Below are 23,080 nucleotides of genomic sequence, written 5' to 3'. Positions count from 1 at the left end.
TGGGAAATAAATAATTTTAAATTTCAGAACAGATTTCCCACAAGTGTAAATTTCATAAGCTGAAAATGGACCTGTTTTTCTGCTCAAAAATAGGTGAAGAATAGATAGCGTGACGATAGAGCATAGGTAGAGCGACTTTAGAGCGAGTATAAAGTGACTTTCGTTAAGGAATTAACACGTGATTTTACTGCATTTTCGCCTTAATCTACTATCTGTTTGAAGAAAAATCAGTCTTAAAATCATAGACTTCTAAAATCTCAATACCTAATTGTTTTTCTCAAAAGTGTAAATTCGGAATTACCCATAAGCAGGCGCGAATGTCTCACTCGTACCTGAGTTTTAACCCAAATTAACCTGGATCTTCACCAAATCCGAATACGCTCCGCTGGTAGCCATCAGGTCAGTATGATTCCCGCTTTCAACGATCATTCCATGTTGCAGAACTAAGATCTTATCCGCATTGCGGATGGTGCTTAATCGGTGGGCGATAACGATACAAGTTCTTCCATGCATTAGTTTTTCCAAAGCGTCCTGAACCACGCGTTCTGATTCGGAATCCAAGGCGGAAGTGGCCTCATCTAAAATCAGGATCGTTGGGTTTTTAAGAATCGCCCGTGCAATGGCAATACGCTGTTTTTGCCCCCCGGAAAGCTGGATTCCGCGATCTCCGACCTGTGTTTTGAAACCATCCGGGAAACTCATGATAAAATCATAAGCATTTGCCTGTTTTGCAGCACTTATAATCTCATCTTCACTTGCCTTGGGGCTTCCAAAAGCAATGTTCTCTAAAATAGTTCCTGCAAAGAGCAAAACATCCTGCGGAACGATTGCGATGTGCTCTCTTAAGTATTTGATATCAATGGAATCAGCATTGGCTTCTCCAAAATAAATGGCTCCCTTGTTGACCTTGTAGTAGTTTAAAACCAGGGAAGAAATGGTGGTTTTTCCGCCACCGGAAGTTCCTACCAGGGCGAGCGTTTCATTCCTGTTTAATTCAAATGAAATGCCCTTTAGAACTTCAATTTCTGAGCGTTGCGGATAGGAGAAGTGAACATTCTCAAAACGGATGGAACCGTCGATTTCAGGTTTGTCACTTCCCTTGAATAAATCAGATTCACTTGTTTCATTGATGATATCCATCAATTTTTCCGTTCCCCCGATCGTTTTTTGAATTCCGCTGTAAAAATCCGGCAAGGAACCGATACTGGCTGCCATTAATAGAGTCACCATCAGGAAGGAATACAAATCACCGTCACTCAGTTCGGGGTTGGTTCCCTGCGTCATTAACAAACCTTGCCAAACAATAAAGACAATCGATCCGAACATGCAGAATACCATGAAAGAGATAAATAATCCTCTCCACATTCCGCTTTTGATATTGAGCCTGCGAATTTCCTCAATGGAAGATTTAAACTTCGTGATGAGGTAGTTCTCATTTGTAAATGCTTTGATATTTCCAATTCCGGTAAGCGATTCTTCCGCAATTGCATTGGAAGTTGCAGTTTGATCCTGTGCTTCTTTGGATAAGCGCTTAATAAAGCGTCCGAATAAAACAGCTACGATCATAATCACCGGAACGGTAGACAGCATGATCAATGAAAGCTTCCAGGATACAAAGGTCAAATAAGCAATTCCTCCGATAACCATTATAATTTGTCTGAAGAATTCCGCTACAGTGGTTCGGAGTGTCTCCTGAATTTGTGTAATGTCGGCAGAAAGTCTGCTGGTTAATTCACCCACAGTGTTCCGGTTAAAGAAATCCATCGGGAGGTGCAGCATTTTCTGGAAAACGTCGTAACGCAAATCACGTAGTGCCTTTTCGGTAACGTTTGTAAACAAGACAACCCGGAAGTAACTGAATATAGCTTGTCCGCCGAATAGTGCGAATAAAGTAACTGCTACAGTGGTTATGTTTGACAGATCAATGGCGTGAATTGCTTCGGCCATACTTGTTTGGGAGCCGCTGCTTAATCCGAGTAATTGCCCGAGTAAAATGGGGAAGATCAACCCTACGGAGGTAGAGAGGACTAGGAAGATCCAGCCAATCCCATATTCAAAGCGGTAAGGCTTCAAATAATGGAAAAGTTTACGTGCCTTTTTGTAACTGTCGCGTGTTAAATGGATCTTTTCTTTTTTAGCTTGTTTTGGTCGCAACATCTTTTTCCCGATTTTTGTAACACAAAAGTAATCGGTGATTGACTTAAACAAACTTTTTTTTCGATTATTTTCTATTAAAACTTGAAAAATTAGAAAATCTACCTATCTTTGCACCCCATTCTGACAAATGTCTGACATTTCAGGAATTTTAGAAAGCAATAAGAACATTCGAATAAAGTATAGATCATGAAAAGAACGTTTCAACCATCTGTAAGAAAGAGAAGAAACAAGCACGGATTCCGTAGCCGAATGGCAACTAAGAACGGACGTAAAGTTTTAGCTGCACGTCGTCGTAAAGGCCGTAAAAAATTGACAGTTTCTGACGAAGGTTTCCACAAGCGTTAATAGCCTGTAAATCTTTATTTAAGATATCGACCATCTTTTCGTTTTTACGGAGAGATGGTTTTTTTGTGTCCAAATATTTGTCCTGAGGTAAAATCAGATAACAAAAAAGGCCGGAAAAACCAGCCCTTTGTTTTTAGTGTAAATTTGACAGATCTTAGTTAACTGTACATGTACGTGTACTTCCTTCGTAAGTTTGATAAGCTCCGGTTTCATATTTATCACACTCGGATTGCTTGTCTTTTTTCTTGGCAACAACTGGATACGTTTCATCAGAACTGTAATTTATCCCGTTATCGTTATAAATTTCAGTACAGTTACAAGAATACGTTTTTTTACATGATGCCAGACCCAAGGCCGCTACACAGGCGATTAAAGCGATTGTTTTCATAATTTAGATTTATTAAGTTATTATGGCCCGAAAATAGTAATTTTTCACAATGCCTTTTGAGGAATTTGAAAAAAACTATAAATCGGATCGTTTTTAGAAGGAATTGCCATAAGTTTGCTCCAAAAAAAATATGAACCGGGATTTTGTTGATTTTCGCTCTGATACAGTTACAAAACCGTCTGCGGAAATGCTGGATAAGATGTTTCACGCTTCGGTTGGAGATGACGTTTATGGGGAAGATCCGACAGTGAATGAATTACAGATATTTGCAGCACAACTTTTTGGTAAGGAAGCTGCTTTATTCTGCGCAAGCGGAACACAAACCAATCAGATCGCGATCAACATTCATGTTAAACCCGGTGGAGAAGTTATTTGCCACGAAGAAAGTCATGTGTATAAATACGAAGGAGGAGGAATTGCCAAGAATTCAGGTGCTTCTGTTCGGTTGTTACATGGAAACCGCGGACGTTTAACTGCGGCTGAAATTGAAAAATGGATTATGCCCGATGACATTCACTTCCCGGTAACACAATTGATTTCACTTGAAGATACCGCAAACCGGGGTGGAGGTGCTGTTTATAATTTTCAGGATATTGAAGAAATTGCCCGCTTGGCAAAGTCAAGAAACATTCCGCTTCACTTGGATGGAGCACGTGTTTTTAATGCATTGGCGGTTAATGACATTGAAATAAAGAAATACGCTTCACAGTTCGATTCCATTTCAATTTGTCTTTCGAAAGGTTTGGGCGCTCCGGTTGGATCTCTTTTGATTGGAACAAAGGAGTTTATTCACCAGGCGAGAAGAGTACGGAAAGTAATGGGCGGAGGAATGCGTCAGGCAGGATTTTTAGCTGCTGCCGGTTTGTACGCCTTAAAGCATAATGTTGACCGGCTTACTGAAGATCATGCAAAAGCAAAAGAACTGGAAAGTGCTTTTCTAAAATGTGATTGGGTTGAAAACACTTTGCCGGTTGAAACAAACATTTTAGTTGTAATTTTGAAAGAGGAAACAAAGCGTGACTTTTACATTCAGAAATTCGGAGAATTAGGAGTGAAAGTTTCTGCATTTGGTCCCGGAATGATCCGCTTGGTTACTCATTTGGATATTTCGCAGGATGATGTAAAATACACGATAGAACAACTTAATAAGATATGAAGCTATTCACAGTCGCTGTTATTGTATGTATGTTGGTGCCGATGGTTTCCTGTTCGGATAATGAAAAAGAGACCCTCTCACTGGAAGATATCTCGCACACCTCCGACAAATTTGATCACGTTGATGATTCAAAAGGAACAATTGAAATCAAAGATGAAAAGCCGAAGAAAGGGTATTTCCTCACAGCTTTTGACTCAATCTACAAAGACGCATCCTGGTTTAGGCTGGACAGCCTGCTTTTCCCGGATCGTTTCGGACCCTCAAAAATGGAAAAATGGTACCTCTTAAATCAGAAGGACAGCATCGTTGCGCTTCATTACGAGTTTAAAGACAGCCTGAGAACTAAAAATGCATTTTTCAATTGGCTCGACTGCTACGGACCGAAATGTGTTTCTTACCAGGTCAGAGCCCAATTCAGAAAGCAGAGTAGAAATTCCTTGTTTTTGATCGGAGAAAATCACCTGGTCTATATCGAATCCAAATTTCCAATTGCAGCAGCGAAACTGGTTGGAATACTAAACGAAGAAAAGGAAGATCAGAATTGGATCTATGTGGTGGAAATTCCCGGAAGAAAAAAAACACGTTGGTCGACCATTAAAGAAGGGGAAATAAAAAGACTTCAAGACATCAAGACATCAGGATATTAAGACTAATAATTCAAGTCCTAATATCCTAAAATCTGGATGTCCTAATATCAATAAAAAGATGAAAGTAGTAAACAGAGGATTCATTTACGTAGAACCAAAACAAGCCTTTTGTGATTGGGCGAAACAACACGACGAAGATTTCGATTTCGATGAATCGGATGATTTGGAAGGCAATTTGTATTTGATAGAAGAAGATTTCTTCGAATATGAGCCATTGATCGAATCGCATTTCAAAAAGATCATGAAAAATGAATGCCTGGCTGTGGTAGATTCTGATGAAGATTATCCCAAGCCAACTCTCGATTTATTTCTTGAATGGTTTACCATTCGTGTTGGATCAAGTGTTTTTGATACCCAAAAAACCGATCTGGAAAGTGACAAGTTATAAATGGCTGTTGACCGATTTGTGAAATCAATTCACCGATTTTAATCTCCGTTTTCTGTTTTTTCAATCTAATTTAGCCTCGTAATTTTTTATTATGAAGTATTTACTATTGCTTATGGGCCTGATTCCGGCCTGTCTGATGGCGCAAACGACGATTGAAGGAACGGTTGTAAACCAAAATGGAAAACCTGTTCCAATGGCTACCATTTTTGTCAAAGGAACAACCGATGGCGGACAATCCAATGAAAAGGGAGTTTACAAATTAACAACCTCGATGACCGGGAAACAAACGCTTGTTATCCGTGGAGACGAATTGGAAGAGCAAAATATCGAGGTGACTCTGAATGGAACACCGCTTGTTCAGAATATCAAAGTGAGTCAGTCAAAAGCCATTGAAGAAGTAGTGATTTCAGCAGGAACAATGTCTGCTTCCAATGATCGTTCGGTGGCTATTCTGGATCCCTTGGATATTGTGACCACTGCCGGCGGACAGGGAGATATTGCCGGGGCAATTCAAACCTTACCCGGTGTTCAGAGAAATGGCGGTGATCAGACCGGTTTAATGGTTCGCGGTGGAGATGTAAGTGAAACCTCTTTCATTGTAGACGGATTGGTTGCACAAAATGCGTTCGGAAGTTCGGTTCCCGGCGTTGCTCAGCGAACTCGCTTTAATCCCTTTCAATTCAAAGGGACAGCTTTCAGTACAGGTGGTTATACCGCTCGTTACGGACAGGCATTGTCTTCCGTTTTGGATTTAAGTACCCTGGACCTTCCGGATCAGACCAACATCAATATCGGTGCAAACTTTGCAGGAATCTTTTTGGGCGGTACCAAATTAATGGAGAGCAGTGCAGTGGAATTTACCGGGTATTATCAAAATTTATCTCCCTTCCTGGCATTGGCTAAGGCTAACGTAAAGTTTTATGAAGCCCCTCAGGGATTCGGTTTTTCCGGACGTTATGTGGCAAAGACATCTACGAGAGGAATGTTCAAAACGACCTTCAATCAAACGTATAATAGCTCCGGTCTGGAAATTCCAAATCCGGAAGTGGCAGGAGCAAGCATGAAATTCGGGCTGAAGAACCAGAATACATATGTCAATACGACCTTCAAAAACTTCATCAACGATAAGTGGCTTTATTATGTAGGTTTTTCATTAAGCAACAATGACGATGATATTACCTGGGATACACTGGTTTCTACAAGAACCGATAAACGGGTGCAGGGACGCGGAGAAATGGTTTACACAGCCGGAAACCGCTTCAAAATGGTGATCGGAACGGAGTTGCAACATTTTCAATATGGTCAGACATTTGACACATTAATCGGTGGGTTTTCGGAAATGCTCAGTGCTGGATATGTTGAAGCGGATATTATTCCATTCCGAAATTTTGCGATCAAGCCGGGAGTTCGGGCAGAATATTCCAAACTGCTGGCCAAAGGAAATATTTCTCCACGTCTGGCAATGGCTGTCAAAACCGGTAAAACCAGCCAAATCTCTTTCGCCTCGGGTTATTTTTACCAGCTGGCTTCACAAAATTACCTGATGCAGGGCTACCGGCCGGATTTTCAAAGGGCATTACACTTAATGGCAAATTACCAGATTCTTGCCAAGAATCGTATTTTCCGACTCGAAGGATATTATAAGTCTTACGATCAGCTGATCAGGGAGCAGGGAGTTGCTTATACACCAAATGCTTTCCGTTTCAATTATGGAATGGTGGATAACAGTGGTTCAGGATATGCACAGGGAATTGATGTGTTCTGGAGAGATAAGAAAAGTATCAAAAACTTTGATTACTGGATTTCTTACAGTTACATAGATACTAAACGTTTGTATCAGAACTACATCAGCAAAGTCACTCCGGATTATGTTTCCGACCACAATTTGAATGTAGTAATGAAGTACTTCTCCATGAAACTGCAAACCAGTTTCTCAATGACGTACAGCTATGCCAGCGGAAGACCGTATTACAATCCGACGAGCACGCGTTTCCTTGGAGATCGCTCACCGGATTACCACAATTTGGCTTTCACAGCAGCATATTTAACAACAATTAAAAAGATGTTTACGGTCTTTTATATTAGCTTAGACAATATTACCAACCAACACAATGTGTTGGGATACAGATACAGCTACGACGGAACCCAGAGATATGATGTAAAACCTCCGTTTTATTTCAATATCTTCTTCGGATTCAATATGTCACTGAAAGAATTTAACAAAGACGAACTTTAATTATAGACTATGAAACAAGTAATCCTCGCGGTGGTTTTAGCATTTACACTACAAGCAAATGCTCAAGATGAGATTAAAAAAGAATTGGAGCCTATTTGTGCAACCTTTGATTCCACTTATACCTTGGAAGGCTGGAAGGCAAAGTCAGATCAGTTAGCTCTGGTAAAAGGAAAATATCCTGAAAATTGGATGCCGGCTTATTACTATGCATACTCGTGTATCCAGATGTCGTACTTCGAACCGACCTTGGCAATCAAAGATGCGCTGGTTGATAATGCGGAAGAGCAAATGGCGAAAATAGAAACGTGTCCCTTAACAGATGAGGTTCATATCATGAAAGCGCTGATTGCAAACGCACGGATTGGTGCCGATCCTGAAAACCGCTGGCAGAAATACGGAAAGATCTTTGATGAGAATCTGAAATCGGCAAAAGCGATCAATGAGAATAATCCGCATATCTATTTGTTGAAAGGTATTTCTACTTTTTATACTCCTAAAATGTTTGGCGGAGGTGCAAAAAATGCAAAAACATATTTTGAAAAAGCCAAAGTGAAATACGATCTGGTTACTTCTACGGATGTAGATAAACCATATTGGTGGGGAAGAAGCACATGTATTTACTTCTTCGGTGAAATTGAGAAGGAATTGAATAAATAAGAAAAAAAGGGGAGCGATGCATCGCTCCCCTTTTTTTTATGCTTTTTCTATCAATTTTGAATTATAATACTGAATATCGGAACTGACCTCTTTCTCAATCCAATTCGGAAGTTCAAAAGTTTCATCTTCTGACTCCAGTTCGATCTCAGCAATCATCAGTCCTTCAAGCTTGCCGTGGAAAATATCAACTTCCCATTTCTTTTCACCTACGATCAGTTCATAGCGTTCTTTTTCCAGGACTTTTGCACAGAAATCTGCCAGTAACTGGTTCGCATCCTCGAAAGGAATTTCATATTCAAACTCATCTCTTGAAATACCGATCGTTTTTCCTTTGATCGTCAGGTATCCTTTATCACCTTTTGTACGCACCCGGACTGTTTTGCCATCCAAGTCCGAAATATATCCTTGCCTTATTTTTTTCGATTGCAGGTATTTGACAACATCAAGTATTGTCTCACCAACTAAATATTTCCGCTCGATTTCTTTCATTTGATATATTTCAGGACTACAGGATTCAATTCTTAATATCCTGACATCTTAAGAATCTTACTGTCCAATTTCGACTAAAATACAACACATTTTGGAAAAACAGCCGGCTAATTCGCAAACCAAACGGATTATGCTATCTTCGCAATATGCAGGTGATTCTGACATTTGATTACGAATTGTTTTTTGGAACAAGCACCGGAAGCGTGCAAAAATGCATGATTGAACCAAGTGATCGACTGTTGGCAATAGCAAAGAAACACCAGGTTCCGATGGTGTTTTTTGTAGATGTAGGATTTTTGATCAAGCTTCAGGAATACAAAGATCAATACCCAAACCTGGAAACTGATTTCAGGCAAATTGTTGCTCAGTTGCAGGAAATGCAAAATTTGAACTGTGAAATCCAATTGCATATTCATCCGCATTGGGAAAAATCCCGCTACGATGGAAAAAAATGGCTGGTGGTAACCGATGGTTGCTATAAACTTTCGGATTTTCCGGATGCAGAAGCTGAAGCGATTGTGCGAAAATACCATGGATTCTTAACGGATCTGACGGGAAAGAAGCCAAGTACTTATCGTGCGGGAGGCTGGTGTATTCAGCCCTTTGAACAAATTGAAAAGGTTTTTCAGGACCTTGAAATCGAGAAGGATTCAACAGTATTTCCTGGCGGGAAGTTCGAATCCGAACACTATCAGTTCGATTTTACCAATGTGCAGCCTTTTGGTAAACCTTACAGGTTCCAGTCAGATGTCACGAAGGCAGAGGAAAACGGATATTTCCTGGAAATTCCGATCTCTTCCTGGGAATTTTCTCCTTTATTCTATTGGCGTTTGTACATTTTGGGAAGATTGAATCCTGGTGATCATAAAATGATCGGAGATGGCTCTTTTTTGGCTCAGCCGGGAAGGAAAAAGTCCGTTTTACTTCATAAAACATGGAATCACGTAAGTTCTGACGGATATTATGCTTCACAGTTAAAAAAGCAGGCAAGGTGTTATCAGGCTAAGCAGGTACCGGTTTTCGTAGTGATCGGTCACCCGAAAGGAATGACCAATTATTCATTAAAGGAATTGGAATCGTTCATTTCAAAGACGAAAACGGTCTATAAATTCATTAATTATCAATCATGCAGTTTGTAAGCGTAAATTCTGAAGAGGAAAAGAGACGATGGGATGAACTGGTTTCATCGAGTAGTGCTTCTGTATTCTCAGAGTCAGCTTACCTGGATGCAACTGCTGAAAATTGGGTGGTTTTGTATACCGGCAACTTTAAATCGGGGATGGCTTGTCCGTATGTCGTGAAAGGCGGAGTGAAAATTTTGGTAACCCCGTTTTTTAATCGTTTTATGGAATGGATTGGTGATCCTGTTCCGGAAGAGCAGATTCTGAAAGCATTGAAAAGTGAATTTCAGGTTGCAGATCTCCAGGTAGGAAAGGGGTTTAGTCTGGATCAACGTATTTACCAAAACCTGGTCCCCGGGAAATTGAAGTTAAATCAGCAGGCCAAAAGATCTTTAAATAAATCGGCTGAATTTGCTGTGAAGAAAGAGGAGAATATTCCCCTGATGCTGAATTTGCTGAGAAATGAATTGTTGAATCGCATTCATGGAATCAATGAGCAAACCCTTCCGATCCTGGAGAAACTTGTTACCGCTTATAAAGATAAGCGCCTGGAACAATACAATTTATATAGGAACGATGAATGGCTTGGAGGAGTTTGGACGCTGGAATCGGATTCAACGGTGCTTTATTTGAAAGGAACAACAACTGAGGAAGCAAAGAAATCAGGAGGAATGTACAAACTGATGCTGACTGCAATTGAAGATGCCGGTTCCAAAGGAAAAGTCTTTGATTTTGGAGGTTCAAATGTAGAATCTGTCCGGAGATTTAATTTGAATTTCGGCGCGGAAGATGTTGTATATTCGCAATTGAGCTGGAATAATGCTCCTTTGTGGTGGAGAATGCTTAAAACGATACGAGATAAATGGATAAAAAAGTAGTCATGATTACCGGTGCAACCGGTGGATTAGGTTCTGCAATGGTGAAGCATTTTGAAAAGCAGGATGTGAAATTGGCGTTGCATACATTCCAGCAGGATCCGTTTGATGTGGATTGCGAACACGCTTGGTTTAAAGCTGATTTGCGGGATGAGAACCAGGTTAAAAATCTGGTATCAAGTGTGCTTGCCAATTTCGGAAAAGTAGATGTGCTTATCAATAATGCAGGGATTTCGAAAAACGGGATGAGCTGGAAGCTTTCTTCCGCAGATTTCAACGAAGTGATTGCTGTAAATTTAACTGCTCCTTTCTTATTGTGTCACGGATTAATTCCGGCTATGCGCAGCAATAATTTTGGACGGATCATCAATATTTCATCTGTTGTAGCACAAACCGGGGTTCCGGGAACTGCAGCCTATGCTGCAAGTAAAGCCGGGATTTTGGGCTTAACCAAAACAATTGCAAAAGAACTTGCTAGTCAGCCGATTACATGCAATGCGTTAGCACTGGGATACTTCGACCAGGGAATGATTTCTGAAGTTTCGGCTGAAATGCAGGAACAGATCATTTCGCAAATCCCGAAGAACAAACTCGGAGGTGTGGAAACGGTTTTGGCAGCGATTGACTGGCTTTTGAAAGACGAATCGGATTATGTAACCGGGCAATCGATTTCTTTGAATGGCGGGTTGTTTACCTGACTTATTCCCTTAAATTTGTATTGAACAAAACCAAATAGCACGATCAACAATGTTTCCAAAAAAAAATATTCCCCGGTGGATTATAATTCTGATTGATTTATTCATTTCGGCCTTTTCTTTGGTGATCGCTTATCTTATTCGTTTTGATATCAAAGCAGGTGATGCGGAGTGGAGAAATGAGTTGGAAATTGTTAAGTACTCGTTTATTGTTTTTTTTGCTGTACGGCTGATCGTTTTCCTGTCCTTTGGAATTCAGAAAGGAATTGTCCGTCATACCTCAACATCTGATTTTAAGCGTTTGTTTTTAGCAACTACAACGACTTCCGTTGTTTTTGTTATTCTTGGTATTATTCGCTTTAACTGGATTGACGGCTATTATCTTTTTCCGATCTCTATTGTTGTGATCGAATACGTTTTTTGTTTCTTTTTCCTTGCAGTTTCAAGGTTTGTTGTCAAGTTGTTATACCTGGAATCCGTAAAATCAAGCAGCGAACAAAAACTGGTTCTGATTTATGGTGCCGGAGTTTCCGGGTTGATTGCAAAAAGGATCATTGAGAAGGATGTGCGGATCAACTTAAAGGTTTTTGGCTTTGTGGATGACAATAGCCGAATCTCCGGAAACAGGATCGAAGGGGTTGAAGTGTTTCATAGTTCTAAGCTTGCAGAAATTCTTCAGAAGAATAAAATTTACCAGGTTATTATCGCGATACAAAATTTAGATCCTGAGCGCAGAAGCAATATCGTGGAGAAATGTATTGAAAGCGGGGTAGAGGTGAAAAAGGTTCCCAGCCCCAAAAGCTGGATCAACGGAGCATTTACCGCGAATCAGATAGCGCAGGTAAACATTGAAGATCTCTTAGGGAGAACACCTATTGTCCTTAATCAGGAGAAATTGGCTGATGGCTTGGCAAATCAGGTAATTCTCGTTACGGGAGCAGCGGGTTCTATTGGTTCAGGGATAGTTCGCCAGGTATTGGAATACCGTCCTAAATTGGTAGTGTTGCTCGATCAGGCTGAATCTGCATTGTACGATTTGGAATTTGAACTCAGGCAGCTAAAAGATATTCCGCCATTTGAAATTGTGATCGGAGACATTTGCAATGAAGAACGAATGGAAGTCCTGTTCGATACGTTTAAACCTTCCTGGATCTTTCACGCAGCTGCTTACAAGCATGTGCCGATGATGGAGATGAATCCATCGGAAGCGGTAAGGAACAACGTAAAAGGGACAAAGATTTTGGTTGACCTGTCGAATAAAAAAGCCGTTCACAAATTTGTTATGATCTCAACGGATAAAGCTGTAAATCCCACCAATGTGATGGGAGCCAGTAAACGGATCGCTGAAATTATTGCCCAGGCAGCAAATAACGGACAAACACAATTCATCACCACACGCTTTGGAAATGTTTTGGGATCAAACGGTTCCGTTATTCCTTTATTCAGAAGGCAAATTGAACAGGGAGGCCCGGTTACCGTAACAGATGAACGCATTACGCGTTATTTTATGACCATTCCCGAAGCTTGCCAATTGGTTCTGGAGGCAGGAATCATGGGAAGCGGCGGTGAGATTTATGTTTTTGACATGGGGAAATCCGTGCGAATAGTTGACCTGGCCAAAAAAATGATCCAGTTGTCAGGATTGGAACTGGGAAAAGACATTGAAATCAAGTTCTCAGGACTCAGACCCGGAGAGAAACTTTACGAAGAATTATTGAACGATGCTGAAAATGTCCAGGAAACACATCACCCGAAGATTTTAATCGCGTCTGAAAGAGAAATAGATGAAAAGGTCTATCAGGTCATTAAAGATCTTTTGGATGCAGTCGGTAAAGCGGACAACTTTGCCCTGGTTCAGTTAATGAAAGATGTTGTTCCCGAATTTATTTCAAACAACTCGGAATACAGTGTGTTAGATAAAAAATAGATCATGTTAGATTCGTATAGATTACAAGTTCGTTTTTCTGATTGCGATATGATGCAACATGTAAACAATGCTGTTTATTTGCATTATTTTGAAGAAGCGCGGATTCATTACTTCAGGCAAATGCTTGGCACTGATTGGGATTGGAAAAAAACAGGTGTAATACTTCGTAAAAATGAGTTGGAGTACCTCAAACCGGTTTTCCTGTCAGATCCTGTTGAGATTTTTATTTACCTGAAACATGTGGGAGAAAAAAGTTTTACTTTATCTTACGAAGTGAAAGTGCTTAACGAAGTGAAAACAACCGGGAGTTCCGTGTTGGTTTGCTACGATAGTGTTAACCAATGTTCCATTTCGATTCCCAAAAGGATGAGGGAGGCTTTGAGTAAGCTTTCCCTAAAGCTGGAACAATAATTGATTGAAAAATTAGACATCAGGACTTTAGGTATTAAGATTTTAAGATTAGATTGAATGTTTTAACGATTCGAAGTCCTAAAATCCTGTAGTCCTAAGATCTTAAAATCCAATAAAATGAGAATTCTACTTGCAATATTTTGTATTTTTTCCTTAGCGGTTTCCGCTCAACCGAAGTTTGGTGTTTCAAGGAAAGATTCGGTTCCTTGTTATCAAAAAGCTGCAGACCGTTCGAAACAACGCTATACCGAATGGGAATGCGGAAAGATTGCCGGGGTGGTGGATTGTAATCAGAAACTTGAAATGGGTGCTGATGGAAAAAGAGTGGTAACCAGTTCCCAGAAAATGCCTTTCTCAGGAATATGTGAAACCTGCCACATGAATGGGATTCTGGAGCGCAGAGTCACATTTGTGGATGGATTTGCAAATGGAATCGATACCACTTACTACAAATCCGGATGTATCATGGTAATCCGTTCTCATGTTCAGGGAGTTGAAAGCGGACGCTGGACTTATTTCAACGATTCTACACAAATTCCTGCCTGGGAGAAAACTTATGAAATGGGACAGCTTGAAGGTCCGCAGTTGACCTATAATTCGAGGGGAGATACAGTCAAACTGGAAAATTATTCCGGGGGAGTTTTAAACGGACCTAAAATTACTTACGACTCCAAGGGAGTTAGAAATAAAAAAGCAAACTATGTAAAAGGTGTGCTGGAAGGACCGTTTTTTCTGTATAATCGAAAAGGAGATATTATTGAGGAATTGAATTATAAAGAAGGTAAAAAACACGGGATTCAGTATTACTATTACGATGATGGAAAATTGCTTCGTACTGAAAATTGGGATATGGATTCCCGGAACGGAGAGTTCAAAACACTGTTCTACGATCAGACGCTGCAATCCATTGAGAACTACAAAAAAGTTACTCCGAAGCCAAATCAATATGTAACGGCTGAATTGTATGCCTGCCCGACCAAAGAAGTAGCTGAGGCATTAGGACAAATGCTTTATGAGAAAAAACCGAAATCAGAGGCATTGGATAGCTTAAAGGATGCAAATATCGTTGTAAGCTATTTAAGAGGAGAAGCCCTTAGTGAACATGCGGTTTTAAAAGGAAATAACCTGGCAAAAGGTGTGAACAAACCCATTAAATCCGGGAAGTTGTATTATATCGCAGTAGTAAGTGAACTGAAATCAATGACAAAAACGGAAGTGCGTGAGGGTTTATTTGAGGACCGTTTCCCGGATGGGAAAGTAAAAAGCCGCGCAATCTACAAAAAAGACATCCTGATAGAAGAACACGTGTTTGACGAACAGGGTAGAGAGATCCGGACATTTGGCGGAGCTGCCACTTCAGGTAAAGAAGACGATGCTATGCCAACAACCAAGAAGGAAAAAGAGAAGAAAAAGAAAGAGCCTAAGAAAAAAGAAGAAACAAAACCGGAGGAAACAAAGCCGAAGGAGGGAGAATGATCGAGAATAAAAACGTAGGGGCGGAAAATTTTCCGCCCCTACGTTTTTATATAATTTGGACTATTATTTCCATTCCAACAATTTGGTTTCAAAACCGTCAAATACTGCATAGGTGTTGTAGTTGATCCATTCACCCAAATTGATATAGCTTGCACGTTCATTGATCTGGATAGTCATAGGAAGATGACGGTGACCGAAGATGTAATAATCCTGGGCTTCAATTGCTTCCTGTTCTTTGCAGTATTGAACCAGCCATTCTTTTTCTTCTCCTAAAAACTGACTGTCCGAATCTCCAGTAGCAATTCTGCTTTTTCGAGAAAAATAATTTGCCAAAGCAATTCCAAAGTTCGGATGCAAACGCGCAAATAACCATTGTGACCATCGTGCCGCAAAAACCTTCTTTATAAACTTGTAGCCGCGATCCCCGGGACCTAAACCATCTCCATGACCGATTACGAATTTTTTGTCGTTATACACCCTGTAAATAGGTTCACGGTAGATCTTCACTCCCAGTTCCTTCTCGAAGTAATCAAACATCCACATGTCGTGGTTGCCGGTAAAGAAATAAACGGGAATACCGGAATCAACCAGTTCGGCTATTTTGCCCTGGATACGGACAAAACCTTTCGGGATTGCGTGCTTGTATTCGAACCAAAAATCAAAGATATCTCCAACGAGGTAGATCTCAAAAGCGTCTTCCCGGATGTGATTCAACCAGTCAATGATCCGTTTTTCGCGCTCAAGACTTGATTTTCCAACCGGTACGCCTAAATGAAAATCAGAAGCAAAGTATATTTTCTTTCCGTTTGGAACTTCCATATTAGAATCCGAAGATCGTTTTAAGTGCCTGCTCCAATTCTACACTTCTTAGTTTTGTGTCGATAATGTTTCCGTCTTTATCAATTAATACGGTAAATGGAATCGAGGAAACCTGGTAAAGCTTCGCTACTTCATTGGACCAGTATTTCAGGTCGGAAACATGATTTGGCCAGATTAGTTTATCTTTTTCGATAGCTGCCAGCCAGGGAGCTTTGTCTTTGTCAAGAGAAACACTCATTACTGTAAATCCGGCATCTTTGTATTTGTTATATAATGCAACCACATTTGGATTTTCCTTTCTGCAAGGTCCGCACCAGGAAGCCCAGAAGTCAAGCAGAACAACTTTTCCTTTCAGATCGGCTAAAGAAATGGGTTTCCCGTTCACGTCGTTTTGAGTGAAATTCGGAGCCGGTTTACCGGAAGCCAGGAAGTTTTGTTTGTCTTTTTGTGCTTTTAACTGGTCGTAACTGTTTTTCGCATTTTGAACACTCGGTGAAGAGGGGAAAGCAGCCAATAACTGGTTCACAATAGCTTCGTAAGTGGTAATTTCTTTGTCTGTGTCCAATGTGCTTATAACCGGTAAAAGTGCAGCGGAATTCGCGTGTTCGGAAATGAATTTTTGCCTGTAAGCTGAAAACTTGTAATATTCTGTCTGGTAAAACTTATTGATCGCTTCCTGGTTTTCAGGAGTTGCTTTCATGGCATTGATTGCAGAATCTTTTTTCTGGTTGAAATACTGCATCTGACCGACAAATTCATTCAGGGCAATACTTTCGTCCGATCCGCTAATCGTATGAAATGCGTTAATGTTGTTACCGTCTGCATTGATACGGATAGAAGAGCCTTCTTTCAAAATAATATTGATGTGCTGCTGTCCTAAACGCAAAACATAATAATCTGCAACCGGAACTTTACCCTTTAAGGTATAGTTTCCTTTTTTATCGAGTTTCCCTTTAATGTAATCAATGTAATGTGAGCCGTAGTATTGAGAAATTTTAATACTGTCGCCATTGGTATTGAATATATTTCCGCTGACTTCAACCTGAGCCGGATTTTGACCGAAAGCAATGCCGGATAAAAGTGTTAAACAAAGAATAAGGTGTTTCATAGTTAATTCTTTTTGTTAATGCAGATAAATGATCATCCACTATTGCGGATTCTTAGTTTTTTGCGAGTTGTTCTATCAATTTCTGTTCCAATTGTGGACCTCTCAGTCCGACACCCACAATGTTTCCTTCTCTGTTTAAAAGAACCGTGTGAGGAATGCCCTGAATCCCGTAAGATTGAACAAGCGGTGTTTGCCAGCCCATCAGATCGGAAACATGATTCGGCCAAAGTAGTCCGTCTTTGTCGATGGCAGCTTTCCATGCAGTCGGGTCCTGGTCAAGAGAAACGGAGAATATCTCGAATCCCTGACCTTTATACTTTTTATACAAACGAACCACATTCGGGTTTTCTTTGCGACAAGGAGCGCACCAGGATGCCCAAAAATCGATCAAAACGACTTTTCCTTTCAGATTGGACAAACGCATTTCTGTTCCGCCGGTATTTTTTAACGCAATTTCAGGAGCAGCCATCGTACCGGAATTATACTGCTGGTAATTTTGATACTGGGCATCTATTGCTGCCACTTGTTGCGATAACATTCCGGTAATGGGTGAATCGGCATAATTTCGCTGAAACGCAGTTTCTATTTTTCTCAGATCTTCCAGGTTCTCCGGGTCCCAATCGGCAAATCCCGTTTCCTGCGACGGCATGATCAAATTGACAAGAATAATGTTTACCGGGTTCGCCGGATCCTTGCGGATTTGTTGTTGCGAAAAGCGCACAATAGGTTTTTTCAATTGTGCAAACCGTGCCAGCTGTTTTTCCTGGTCCTTAATTTTAGGCAGCTCTTCCATTTGCTTTTTGGCAAAATCACTGAACAACACCATGTATTTTGTGAGTGGCTTCGCCCATTTAGTTCCGGAGAAAGAAGGGGTGATCGCAAATGTTTCCTTTGTTGCATTCAAGACCACTTTGTCATCGATATCCATTGGAATGACAACCGCATTTTTACCGCTTTCGCCCAAAGACAAAGAGTAAATTCCCATTCCCGGAATATTTCCGTCCAGTTCAAAATTTCCGGAAGCATCCGTCATAGTTTGAGCAACTTCAATAACACCTTGCTGGGATTGTGCTTCTATTTTTAATTTCTGGTTAGGGGCACCTTTTATCTGACCCTCGATATGAAAGTTGTTAACCAGGCCGGTTTCTTCGTTCACAGAACTGTCCCCGCAGGAAGCGAGTAAAACTATTCCCGAAAAAAGCACACTAAAAAAAGAAAAACGATTCATCAAACTGTTTGTATTAATTCGCGCAATAATGCGTTTGTTGTTTTTGGATCTGCCTTGCCACCGGAAGCTTTCATGATCTGTCCCATAAAAAATCCGGTTAACTGATTCTCTCCTGCTTTAAAACGGGAAACTTCACCAGGGTGTTGCTCGAAAACTCCTAAAATAACTTCTTTTAATGAGTCAGCATTGGATTCCTGAATGATGTTCAAAGAAACCGCCAATTCATCGATAGCCGCACCCGGATTTTCGATCAATGCAGGAAAAAGCTTCTGTGCAGCAGCAGAGTTGGAAACTTTACCGCTTTCGATCAGATTAATAATTCCGGCAATTTGCTTCGCGGAAACAGGTAAATCTTCGATTTCTAAACCATTTTGGTTCAGGTAAGATTTTACTTCACCCATTACCCAGTTGGCAGCCGATTTGTAATTTTTTGTATTCGAGATAACTTCCTCAAAGAACAAGGCAATCGATTTGGAATCCGTTAGAATTCCGGCATCGTAATCGGAAAGCTTTAAATCGCGGGTATATTTTGCATACAATTCTCTTGGAAGAGCAGGCATTTTCGCTTTTACCTGATTCACATATGTTGCATCAACAACCAATGGCTGTAAATCCGGTTCGGGGAAGTAACGGTAATCATTCGCTGCTTCTTTGCTTCGCATGGAGATTGTAATTCCTTTTAAAGCATCAAAACTGCGTGTTTCCTGTGAAATACGTTCACCGTTTTCCACTGCAATTATCTGGCGCTCAACTTCGAATTCGATGGCACGCTGTACATTGCGGATTGAGTTCATGTTTTTCACCTCGACTTTTGTGCCAAATTCCGCTGCACCTTTCAGACAAACGGAAATATTCGCATCACAGCGCATAGAGCCTTCCTCCATGTTCCCATCACAAATGTCCAGGTAACGAACCAATCTGCGGACTTCAGTCACGTAGTTGTAAGCTTCCTGGCTTGAACGGATTTCCGGTTCGGAAACGATTTCCAGCAGGGGAGTTCCGGCCCGGTTCAAATCCACCAATGTGTCATACAAATCTACATCGTGAATCGATTTACCTGCATCTTCTTCCATGTGGATCCGTGTCAAACCGATCGTTTTCTCCTGGTTATCTTCTGTTTTAATCACAATGGATCCACCGGTACAGATAGGAGTTGTATCCTGTGTAATCTGGTATCCTTTCGGAAGATCGGGGTAGAAATAATTTTTGCGTGCAAAATGCTGGTGTTCTGCAATGGTACTGCCGCAAGCTAAACCAAGTTTAACTGCAAATTCAATGGTTTTTTTGTTCATCACAGGCAATGTTCCCGGATGTCCCAAAGTAATCACACTCACATTGGTGTTCGGATGTGAGCCGTATTCATTGATGTCGGAAGAATAGGCCTTTGTTTTGGTTAACAACTGCACATGGACTTCCAATCCAATGACAACTTCGTATTTATCTCTTATTTCTTTATCCATTTTTATAGACTTGAGACATTAGACCAAAGACATTAGACAAAGCTTTTATCAAGTCTTTTGTCTAGCGTCTATAGTCTTAAGTCTTTTTATATTTTCGAAATCAACTCACGCATAATTAATGTCATTTTCGGCTCTTGTCTGCTTGCCACATCGATTACGTCCTGTAAACTTACCTTTTGAATTTTTCCGGGAACCCCCAAATCTGTAATAATCGAGATCGCAAAACATGGAATTTCCATGTGACGGGCCACAATGACTTCAGGAATAGTAGACATTCCAACAGCGTCAGCTCCGATTGCACGAACGTATCCATATTCAGCCGGTGTTTCCAATGTTGGTCCGGTCAAAGCCGCGTATGTTCCTACTGAAACTTTAATATTGTTTTCTGCAGCAATGTTTTTGGCTACTTCAATCATTTGATGATCATAAGGCTCGCTCATATCCGGGAAACGGGGACCTAATTCATCGATGTTTTTACCGATCAGAGGATGAGCAGGGAACAGGTTGATATGATCGTTCAAAATCATGATCTCACCAACAACGAAATCCGGGTTTACACCACCGGATGCATTACTCACGAACAAACGTTCGATTCCCAATAACTTCATTACCCGAACAGGAAAAGTAACCTGCTGCATGTTGTAACCTTCGTAAAAATGGAAACGGCCCTGCATAGCAACCACTTTTTTTCCACCTAAATTCCCGAAAATCAATTTCCCGGAATGACTTTCCACAGTAGAAACAGGGAAGTGTGGGATATCCTGGTAGGAAATCTCATCAATCACTTCAATTTCTTTAACCAATCCGCCTAATCCGGTTCCCAGGATGATCCCGATACTTGGTTTAACCTGTGTTTTGCTGTTGATATAATCAGCAGCTTCTTTCATTTGCTCTAACAACATAATTTTTGAGTAATTCTTTAAAATCTTCTTCTCTGTCTATTTTTAACGAAATGCTTTGTACAAAAAATGGAATATTGCTTTCTAAAATCACTTCTTTCCACTCTGCAAAACGCACCGCATCTTTTTCGGTTGTAACTACCACACAACGTTGGTTTGCAAAAGTAGCAACTTTTTGCTGAATTTGTTGAATATCCTCACGGGTAAAGCTGTGGTGATCCGGGAATTTCAATGCTTCAACCCGATGGTTTTCAGCTAAAAAACGATATAGCGGTTCGGGCCGGGCAATTCCTGTCACCAATATAATTTGATCAAAGGGTTCCCAAATTGCTCCGAAAAGGCCTTTTAAAGTTCCGTAAACAACCTCACTAAAGAATATTCTATCCTGTTCAAGGGGAATTTTTTTTCGAAAAGGCAGTTTGTCGTTTTCAGTTAATCCGTCCGGACATTTGGTCACAAGTGCAAGATCTGCCCGTTTCATCCCTGCTCTGGGTTCTCTTAAATTTCCTGCTGGGAAAACAAAGTCCGAGAATACAGGCCTGTCATAGGTCATGAGTAAAATATTCAATCCTGCTTTTACGGCTCTGTGCTGAAAGGCGTCATCCAATAGAATAAGAGAATCTTCGTTGTTTTTTCGGATCCAGTCGACCCCGATTTGCCGTTTTTCAGCTACTATCACCGGAATTTGATGATTGAAGTTTGTCCAGTACATCATAGGCTCATCGCCGATCTCGCTGGCAGTGCTTTGACTGTTTGCTATGTGCAGACCTTGTGTCTTTCTGCCGTATCCGCGTGATAGGATCACCGGTCTTTCTGCTTTGAATAAGTTCGCAATGTAAGCAGTTAACGGGGATTTACCGGTTCCGCCAACGGTAATATTTCCAATACAGATGGATGCTCCCTGGATCGGCTGGGATTTAAAAAGCCCGATGTTGTAGAACCAGTTCCTAATACTTACAACCAAGCCGTAAAGCCAGGAGAAAGGGAGTAAAACAATCCGCCATGAATACATGGAGGTAAAGATAATGGAAATCCTTTATTTCAGTTAATGCAAACTGTTACGGGAAGTGGTATTATTCTTTTTCGGTTACCTGGTAATTACTGGAATTGCCGAATGCTGTCTATTTGGAAATTAAACGGCTGAATTCGCTGCTTAATTCCTGAAAAACTTTCTCAAGAATAGTTATAACTTTCTCTTCAGCTTCCCGGAATTCAACGCTTCGATGATGTGCTGCAAGGGAATTTTCCACTGTGTCCTGCACAATATTAATTTCTGTAAATTGATGTTTGATCTCATTGATCGATTTTATGCAGCCGGTTAGTTGACTTCGAAATTTTTCAACTACAATTTGAACGTCTTCTTGTTTGTTCCTGCCAGCAACTTCTTCTAAATGATTTTGGAGTAGTAGTACTTCATAATTATAACCGTCCAGTTTTTCAAACCAATTCCTGCTTGCATCCATTGTTTTTTAATTTTACTGATATTCGTATAAATCAAAAATACGAGGGGCTTTCGGGATAAAATATGATCTGGATCAGTTCTTTGATATTCATTTATATCGGGAAAGATGTATGAGATAAACTCGGGAATCTTTTAAATTTACGCTCATGGCCCTCATTTCTATTTTGACTCCTTTTCGCAATGCTTCAGCTTATATCCGGGAAACGGCCTTGTCTGTTTTTGCTCAGACACATGCCGATTGGGAGTGGATCCTGGTAAATGATCACAGTGCGGAAAATGAAAAGGAAACGTTAGCCGATTTGTTGAAGGATCCGAGAATCATTTTACTTGAAAACAAAGGAAAGGGAATTGTGGACGCATTGTGTACGGCTTCTGAACTGGCAAACGGGAAATACATCACACGTATGGATGCCGATGATGTAATGCCTGAATTTAAATTAGCACAAATGCTTCAGGCTTTCGAAAATAAGAAGATTCATGTTGTAACTGGAAAAGTGAAGTATTTCACCGCGACAGGATCTGTTACACCGGGTTACCTGGCGTATGAAAAATGGCTGAATGACCGGGTTGATCACCAGGATTTTTACTCTCACATTTACCGTGAATGTTCACTTGCCTCCGGAAATTGGATGATACTCAAATCGGATTTGGAACAATGCGGTGGTTTTGCTGGATTGAACTATCCGGAGGATTATGATCTGCTGTTTCGCTGGTATAAAGCAGGATATGTTATTGAGGGCTTGGATTTGATAACACATTTGTGGCGCGATCACGATTTACGGACTTCAAAAACAAGTGCCAACTATCAGCAGAAAGCATTTTTTTCTTTGAAGATCAATCGTTTTATTGCTTTGGATTGGGATCCAAAACAGCAGCTAGTTGTAAACGGAACCGGGCAGAAGGGACGTTTGACCGCTAAATTGCTGATAGGGCAGAATATTCCGTTTATTTGGGTAAGTCATGAACCGGAAAAATTCCCTAATGGTATTTTTGGGCATCCGCTGACAGGATTGAACAGGATACCGAATTGCGATCAGGCACAGATTTTAAATTCAACTCTTTTTTCAGAATCAGAATTAAAGGGATTTTATAAAACCACCATCTCAAAAATGTTTTTTTATGATTTGTAATGAATT

The 23,080-nt window shown here is 40.6% G+C and carries 23 protein-coding genes; 13 read left to right on the top strand and 10 right to left on the bottom strand.

The genetic code is table 11. The features are described from left to right. Nucleotides 1–339: 339 nt before the first annotated feature. Nucleotides 340–2,157, bottom strand: a complete 1,818-nt coding sequence (locus K0S23_RS15355) for an ABC transporter ATP-binding protein (protein ID WP_300359216.1) — start codon at nt 2,155–2,157, stop codon at nt 340–342. Nucleotides 2,158–2,343: 186 nt separating this feature from the next. Here K0S23_RS15355 and rpmH point away from each other — a divergent pair, with 186 nt between their 5' ends. Next, on the top strand, nt 2,344–2,502 hold the full coding sequence (gene rpmH, locus K0S23_RS15350) for a 50S ribosomal protein L34 (protein ID WP_144333335.1): 159 nt from the start codon (nt 2,344–2,346) through the stop codon (nt 2,500–2,502). A gap of 154 nt (nt 2,503–2,656) precedes the next feature. Here rpmH and K0S23_RS15345 read toward each other — a convergent pair whose 3' ends face one another. Beyond that, nucleotides 2,657–2,890, bottom strand: a complete 234-nt coding sequence (locus K0S23_RS15345) for a hypothetical protein (RefSeq protein WP_300359212.1) — start codon at nt 2,888–2,890, stop codon at nt 2,657–2,659. A 130-nt stretch (nt 2,891–3,020) separates the two neighbouring features. Between K0S23_RS15345 and ltaE the strand changes: the two genes are divergently transcribed. From ltaE to K0S23_RS15320, 5 genes are all read left to right on the top strand, one after another. Beyond that, complete coding sequence (ltaE, locus tag K0S23_RS15340) at nt 3,021–4,046, top strand: low-specificity L-threonine aldolase (RefSeq protein WP_300359210.1); 1,026 nt, start codon at nt 3,021–3,023, stop codon at nt 4,044–4,046. Then, the gene (locus K0S23_RS15335; RefSeq protein ID WP_300359208.1) at nt 4,043–4,693 is read left to right on the top strand and encodes a hypothetical protein; all 651 of its coding nucleotides are present in this window, start codon (nt 4,043–4,045) and stop codon (nt 4,691–4,693) included. The genes ltaE and K0S23_RS15335 overlap by 4 nt, the downstream gene beginning before the upstream one ends. A 58-nt stretch (nt 4,694–4,751) precedes the next feature. Beyond that, nucleotides 4,752–5,081 (top strand): hypothetical protein, encoded by a 330-nt coding sequence (locus K0S23_RS15330; protein WP_300359205.1) that lies wholly within the window; start codon nt 4,752–4,754, stop codon nt 5,079–5,081. A 91-nt stretch (nt 5,082–5,172) separates the two neighbouring features. Further along, nucleotides 5,173–7,317, top strand: coding sequence for a carboxypeptidase-like regulatory domain-containing protein (locus K0S23_RS15325; RefSeq protein WP_300359202.1), 2,145 nt, complete (start codon nt 5,173–5,175; stop codon nt 7,315–7,317). Between the two features lie 9 nt (nt 7,318–7,326). After that, on the top strand, nt 7,327–7,974 hold the full coding sequence (locus K0S23_RS15320) for a hypothetical protein (RefSeq protein ID WP_300359200.1): 648 nt from the start codon (nt 7,327–7,329) through the stop codon (nt 7,972–7,974). Nucleotides 7,975–8,010: 36 nt separating this feature from the next. Here K0S23_RS15320 and K0S23_RS15315 read toward each other — a convergent pair whose 3' ends face one another. Beyond that, nucleotides 8,011–8,463, bottom strand: coding sequence for a CYTH domain-containing protein (locus K0S23_RS15315; RefSeq protein WP_300359198.1), 453 nt, complete (start codon nt 8,461–8,463; stop codon nt 8,011–8,013). A 146-nt stretch (nt 8,464–8,609) separates the two neighbouring features. On the opposite strand from K0S23_RS15315, the gene K0S23_RS15310 reads away from it, so the two are divergent. The 6 genes from K0S23_RS15310 to K0S23_RS15285 all read left to right on the top strand — a co-directional run bounded on the left by K0S23_RS15310 (nt 8,610) and on the right by K0S23_RS15285 (nt 14,968). Further along, nucleotides 8,610–9,602 carry a hypothetical protein gene (locus K0S23_RS15310; protein WP_300359195.1) on the top strand — a complete coding sequence of 331 codons (993 nt, stop codon included), beginning with the start codon at nt 8,610–8,612 and terminating at the stop codon, nt 9,600–9,602. Beyond that, nucleotides 9,590–10,462, top strand: a complete 873-nt coding sequence (locus K0S23_RS15305) for a GNAT family N-acetyltransferase (protein ID WP_300359193.1) — start codon at nt 9,590–9,592, stop codon at nt 10,460–10,462. Before K0S23_RS15310 ends, K0S23_RS15305 begins: the two co-directional genes overlap by 13 nt. Continuing rightward, nucleotides 10,447–11,157: an SDR family oxidoreductase gene (locus tag K0S23_RS15300; protein WP_300359191.1), complete on the top strand. Its 711-nt coding sequence runs from the start codon at nt 10,447–10,449 to the stop codon at nt 11,155–11,157. The genes K0S23_RS15305 and K0S23_RS15300 overlap by 16 nt, the downstream gene beginning before the upstream one ends. A 49-nt stretch (nt 11,158–11,206) precedes the next feature. After that, nucleotides 11,207–13,081, top strand: a complete 1,875-nt coding sequence (locus tag K0S23_RS15295; protein ID WP_300359188.1) for a nucleoside-diphosphate sugar epimerase/dehydratase — start codon at nt 11,207–11,209, stop codon at nt 13,079–13,081. A gap of 3 nt (nt 13,082–13,084) precedes the next feature. Then, nucleotides 13,085–13,492, top strand: a complete 408-nt coding sequence (locus K0S23_RS15290; protein WP_300359185.1) for a thioesterase family protein — start codon at nt 13,085–13,087, stop codon at nt 13,490–13,492. 117 nt (nt 13,493–13,609) lie between these two features. Then, the gene (locus K0S23_RS15285) at nt 13,610–14,968 is read left to right on the top strand and encodes a hypothetical protein (RefSeq protein WP_300359182.1); all 1,359 of its coding nucleotides are present in this window, start codon (nt 13,610–13,612) and stop codon (nt 14,966–14,968) included. Between the two features lie 63 nt (nt 14,969–15,031). Here the strand turns inward: K0S23_RS15285 and K0S23_RS15280 are convergent, their stop codons facing one another. From K0S23_RS15280 to K0S23_RS15250, 7 genes are all read right to left on the bottom strand, one after another. Next, nucleotides 15,032–15,787, bottom strand: a complete 756-nt coding sequence (locus K0S23_RS15280) for a UDP-2,3-diacylglucosamine diphosphatase (protein ID WP_300359180.1) — start codon at nt 15,785–15,787, stop codon at nt 15,032–15,034. Nucleotide 15,788: 1 nt separating this feature from the next. Further along, complete coding sequence (locus K0S23_RS15275; RefSeq protein ID WP_300359177.1) at nt 15,789–16,895, bottom strand: redoxin family protein; 1,107 nt, start codon at nt 16,893–16,895, stop codon at nt 15,789–15,791. Nucleotides 16,896–16,947: 52 nt separating this feature from the next. Continuing rightward, entirely contained in the window at nt 16,948–18,123 is a 1,176-nt protein-coding gene (locus K0S23_RS15270; protein ID WP_300359174.1) for a TlpA disulfide reductase family protein, read from the bottom strand. Then, complete coding sequence (gene gatB / locus K0S23_RS15265; RefSeq protein WP_300359171.1) at nt 18,123–19,583, bottom strand: Asp-tRNA(Asn)/Glu-tRNA(Gln) amidotransferase subunit GatB; 1,461 nt, start codon at nt 19,581–19,583, stop codon at nt 18,123–18,125. Before gatB ends, K0S23_RS15270 begins: the two co-directional genes overlap by 1 nt. Before the next feature lie 86 nt (nt 19,584–19,669). Further along, entirely contained in the window at nt 19,670–20,482 is an 813-nt protein-coding gene (locus K0S23_RS15260) for a purine-nucleoside phosphorylase (RefSeq protein WP_300359573.1), read from the bottom strand. Next, nucleotides 20,454–21,494, bottom strand: coding sequence for a tetraacyldisaccharide 4'-kinase (gene lpxK / locus K0S23_RS15255; RefSeq protein ID WP_300359169.1), 1,041 nt, complete (start codon nt 21,492–21,494; stop codon nt 20,454–20,456). Before lpxK ends, K0S23_RS15260 begins: the two co-directional genes overlap by 29 nt. Before the next feature lie 109 nt (nt 21,495–21,603). Then, on the bottom strand, nt 21,604–21,945 hold the full coding sequence (locus K0S23_RS15250) for a hypothetical protein (protein WP_300359167.1): 342 nt from the start codon (nt 21,943–21,945) through the stop codon (nt 21,604–21,606). 145 nt (nt 21,946–22,090) lie between these two features. Here K0S23_RS15250 and K0S23_RS15245 point away from each other — a divergent pair, with 145 nt between their 5' ends. Continuing rightward, on the top strand, nt 22,091–23,074 hold the full coding sequence (locus K0S23_RS15245; RefSeq protein ID WP_300359164.1) for a glycosyltransferase family A protein: 984 nt from the start codon (nt 22,091–22,093) through the stop codon (nt 23,072–23,074). Nucleotides 23,075–23,080: the final 6 nt, after the last annotated feature.

This window comes from Fluviicola sp. (genome assembly GCF_029266855.1).
GTDB lineage: Bacteria > Bacteroidota > Bacteroidia > Flavobacteriales_D > Crocinitomicaceae > Fluviicola.
This window is presented reverse-complemented; position numbering and strand designations above follow the sequence as displayed.

Excerpts from the sequence above, each read along its gene's own strand:
- K0S23_RS15270 (WP_300359174.1), bottom strand. The coding sequence starts at position 18,123 with ATGAATCGTTTTTCTTTTTTTAGTGTGCTTTTTTCGGGAATAGTTTTA.
- K0S23_RS15285 (WP_300359182.1), top strand. The coding sequence starts at position 13,610 with ATGAGAATTCTACTTGCAATATTTTGTATTTTTTCCTTAGCGGTTTCC.
- ltaE (WP_300359210.1), top strand. The coding sequence starts at position 3,021 with ATGAACCGGGATTTTGTTGATTTTCGCTCTGATACAGTTACAAAACCG.
- K0S23_RS15295 (WP_300359188.1), top strand. The coding sequence starts at position 11,207 with ATGTTTCCAAAAAAAAATATTCCCCGGTGGATTATAATTCTGATTGAT.
- K0S23_RS15345 (WP_300359212.1), bottom strand. The coding sequence starts at position 2,890 with ATGAAAACAATCGCTTTAATCGCCTGTGTAGCGGCCTTGGGTCTGGCA.
- K0S23_RS15330 (WP_300359205.1), top strand. The coding sequence starts at position 4,752 with ATGAAAGTAGTAAACAGAGGATTCATTTACGTAGAACCAAAACAAGCC.
- K0S23_RS15320 (WP_300359200.1), top strand. The coding sequence starts at position 7,327 with ATGAAACAAGTAATCCTCGCGGTGGTTTTAGCATTTACACTACAAGCA.
- K0S23_RS15310 (WP_300359195.1), top strand. The coding sequence starts at position 8,610 with ATGCAGGTGATTCTGACATTTGATTACGAATTGTTTTTTGGAACAAGC.
- K0S23_RS15325 (WP_300359202.1), top strand. The coding sequence starts at position 5,173 with ATGAAGTATTTACTATTGCTTATGGGCCTGATTCCGGCCTGTCTGATG.
- K0S23_RS15280 (WP_300359180.1), bottom strand. The coding sequence starts at position 15,787 with ATGGAAGTTCCAAACGGAAAGAAAATATACTTTGCTTCTGATTTTCAT.
- K0S23_RS15275 (WP_300359177.1), bottom strand. The coding sequence starts at position 16,895 with ATGAAACACCTTATTCTTTGTTTAACACTTTTATCCGGCATTGCTTTC.
- lpxK (WP_300359169.1), bottom strand. The coding sequence starts at position 21,494 with ATGTATTCATGGCGGATTGTTTTACTCCCTTTCTCCTGGCTTTACGGC.
- K0S23_RS15300 (WP_300359191.1), top strand. The coding sequence starts at position 10,447 with ATGGATAAAAAAGTAGTCATGATTACCGGTGCAACCGGTGGATTAGGT.
- gatB (WP_300359171.1), bottom strand. The coding sequence starts at position 19,583 with ATGGATAAAGAAATAAGAGATAAATACGAAGTTGTCATTGGATTGGAA.
- rpmH (WP_144333335.1), top strand. The coding sequence starts at position 2,344 with ATGAAAAGAACGTTTCAACCATCTGTAAGAAAGAGAAGAAACAAGCAC.
- K0S23_RS15355 (WP_300359216.1), bottom strand. The coding sequence starts at position 2,157 with ATGTTGCGACCAAAACAAGCTAAAAAAGAAAAGATCCATTTAACACGC.
- K0S23_RS15250 (WP_300359167.1), bottom strand. The coding sequence starts at position 21,945 with ATGGATGCAAGCAGGAATTGGTTTGAAAAACTGGACGGTTATAATTAT.
- K0S23_RS15335 (WP_300359208.1), top strand. The coding sequence starts at position 4,043 with ATGAAGCTATTCACAGTCGCTGTTATTGTATGTATGTTGGTGCCGATG.
- K0S23_RS15290 (WP_300359185.1), top strand. The coding sequence starts at position 13,085 with ATGTTAGATTCGTATAGATTACAAGTTCGTTTTTCTGATTGCGATATG.
- K0S23_RS15315 (WP_300359198.1), bottom strand. The coding sequence starts at position 8,463 with ATGAAAGAAATCGAGCGGAAATATTTAGTTGGTGAGACAATACTTGAT.
- K0S23_RS15245 (WP_300359164.1), top strand. The coding sequence starts at position 22,091 with ATGGCCCTCATTTCTATTTTGACTCCTTTTCGCAATGCTTCAGCTTAT.
- K0S23_RS15305 (WP_300359193.1), top strand. The coding sequence starts at position 9,590 with ATGCAGTTTGTAAGCGTAAATTCTGAAGAGGAAAAGAGACGATGGGAT.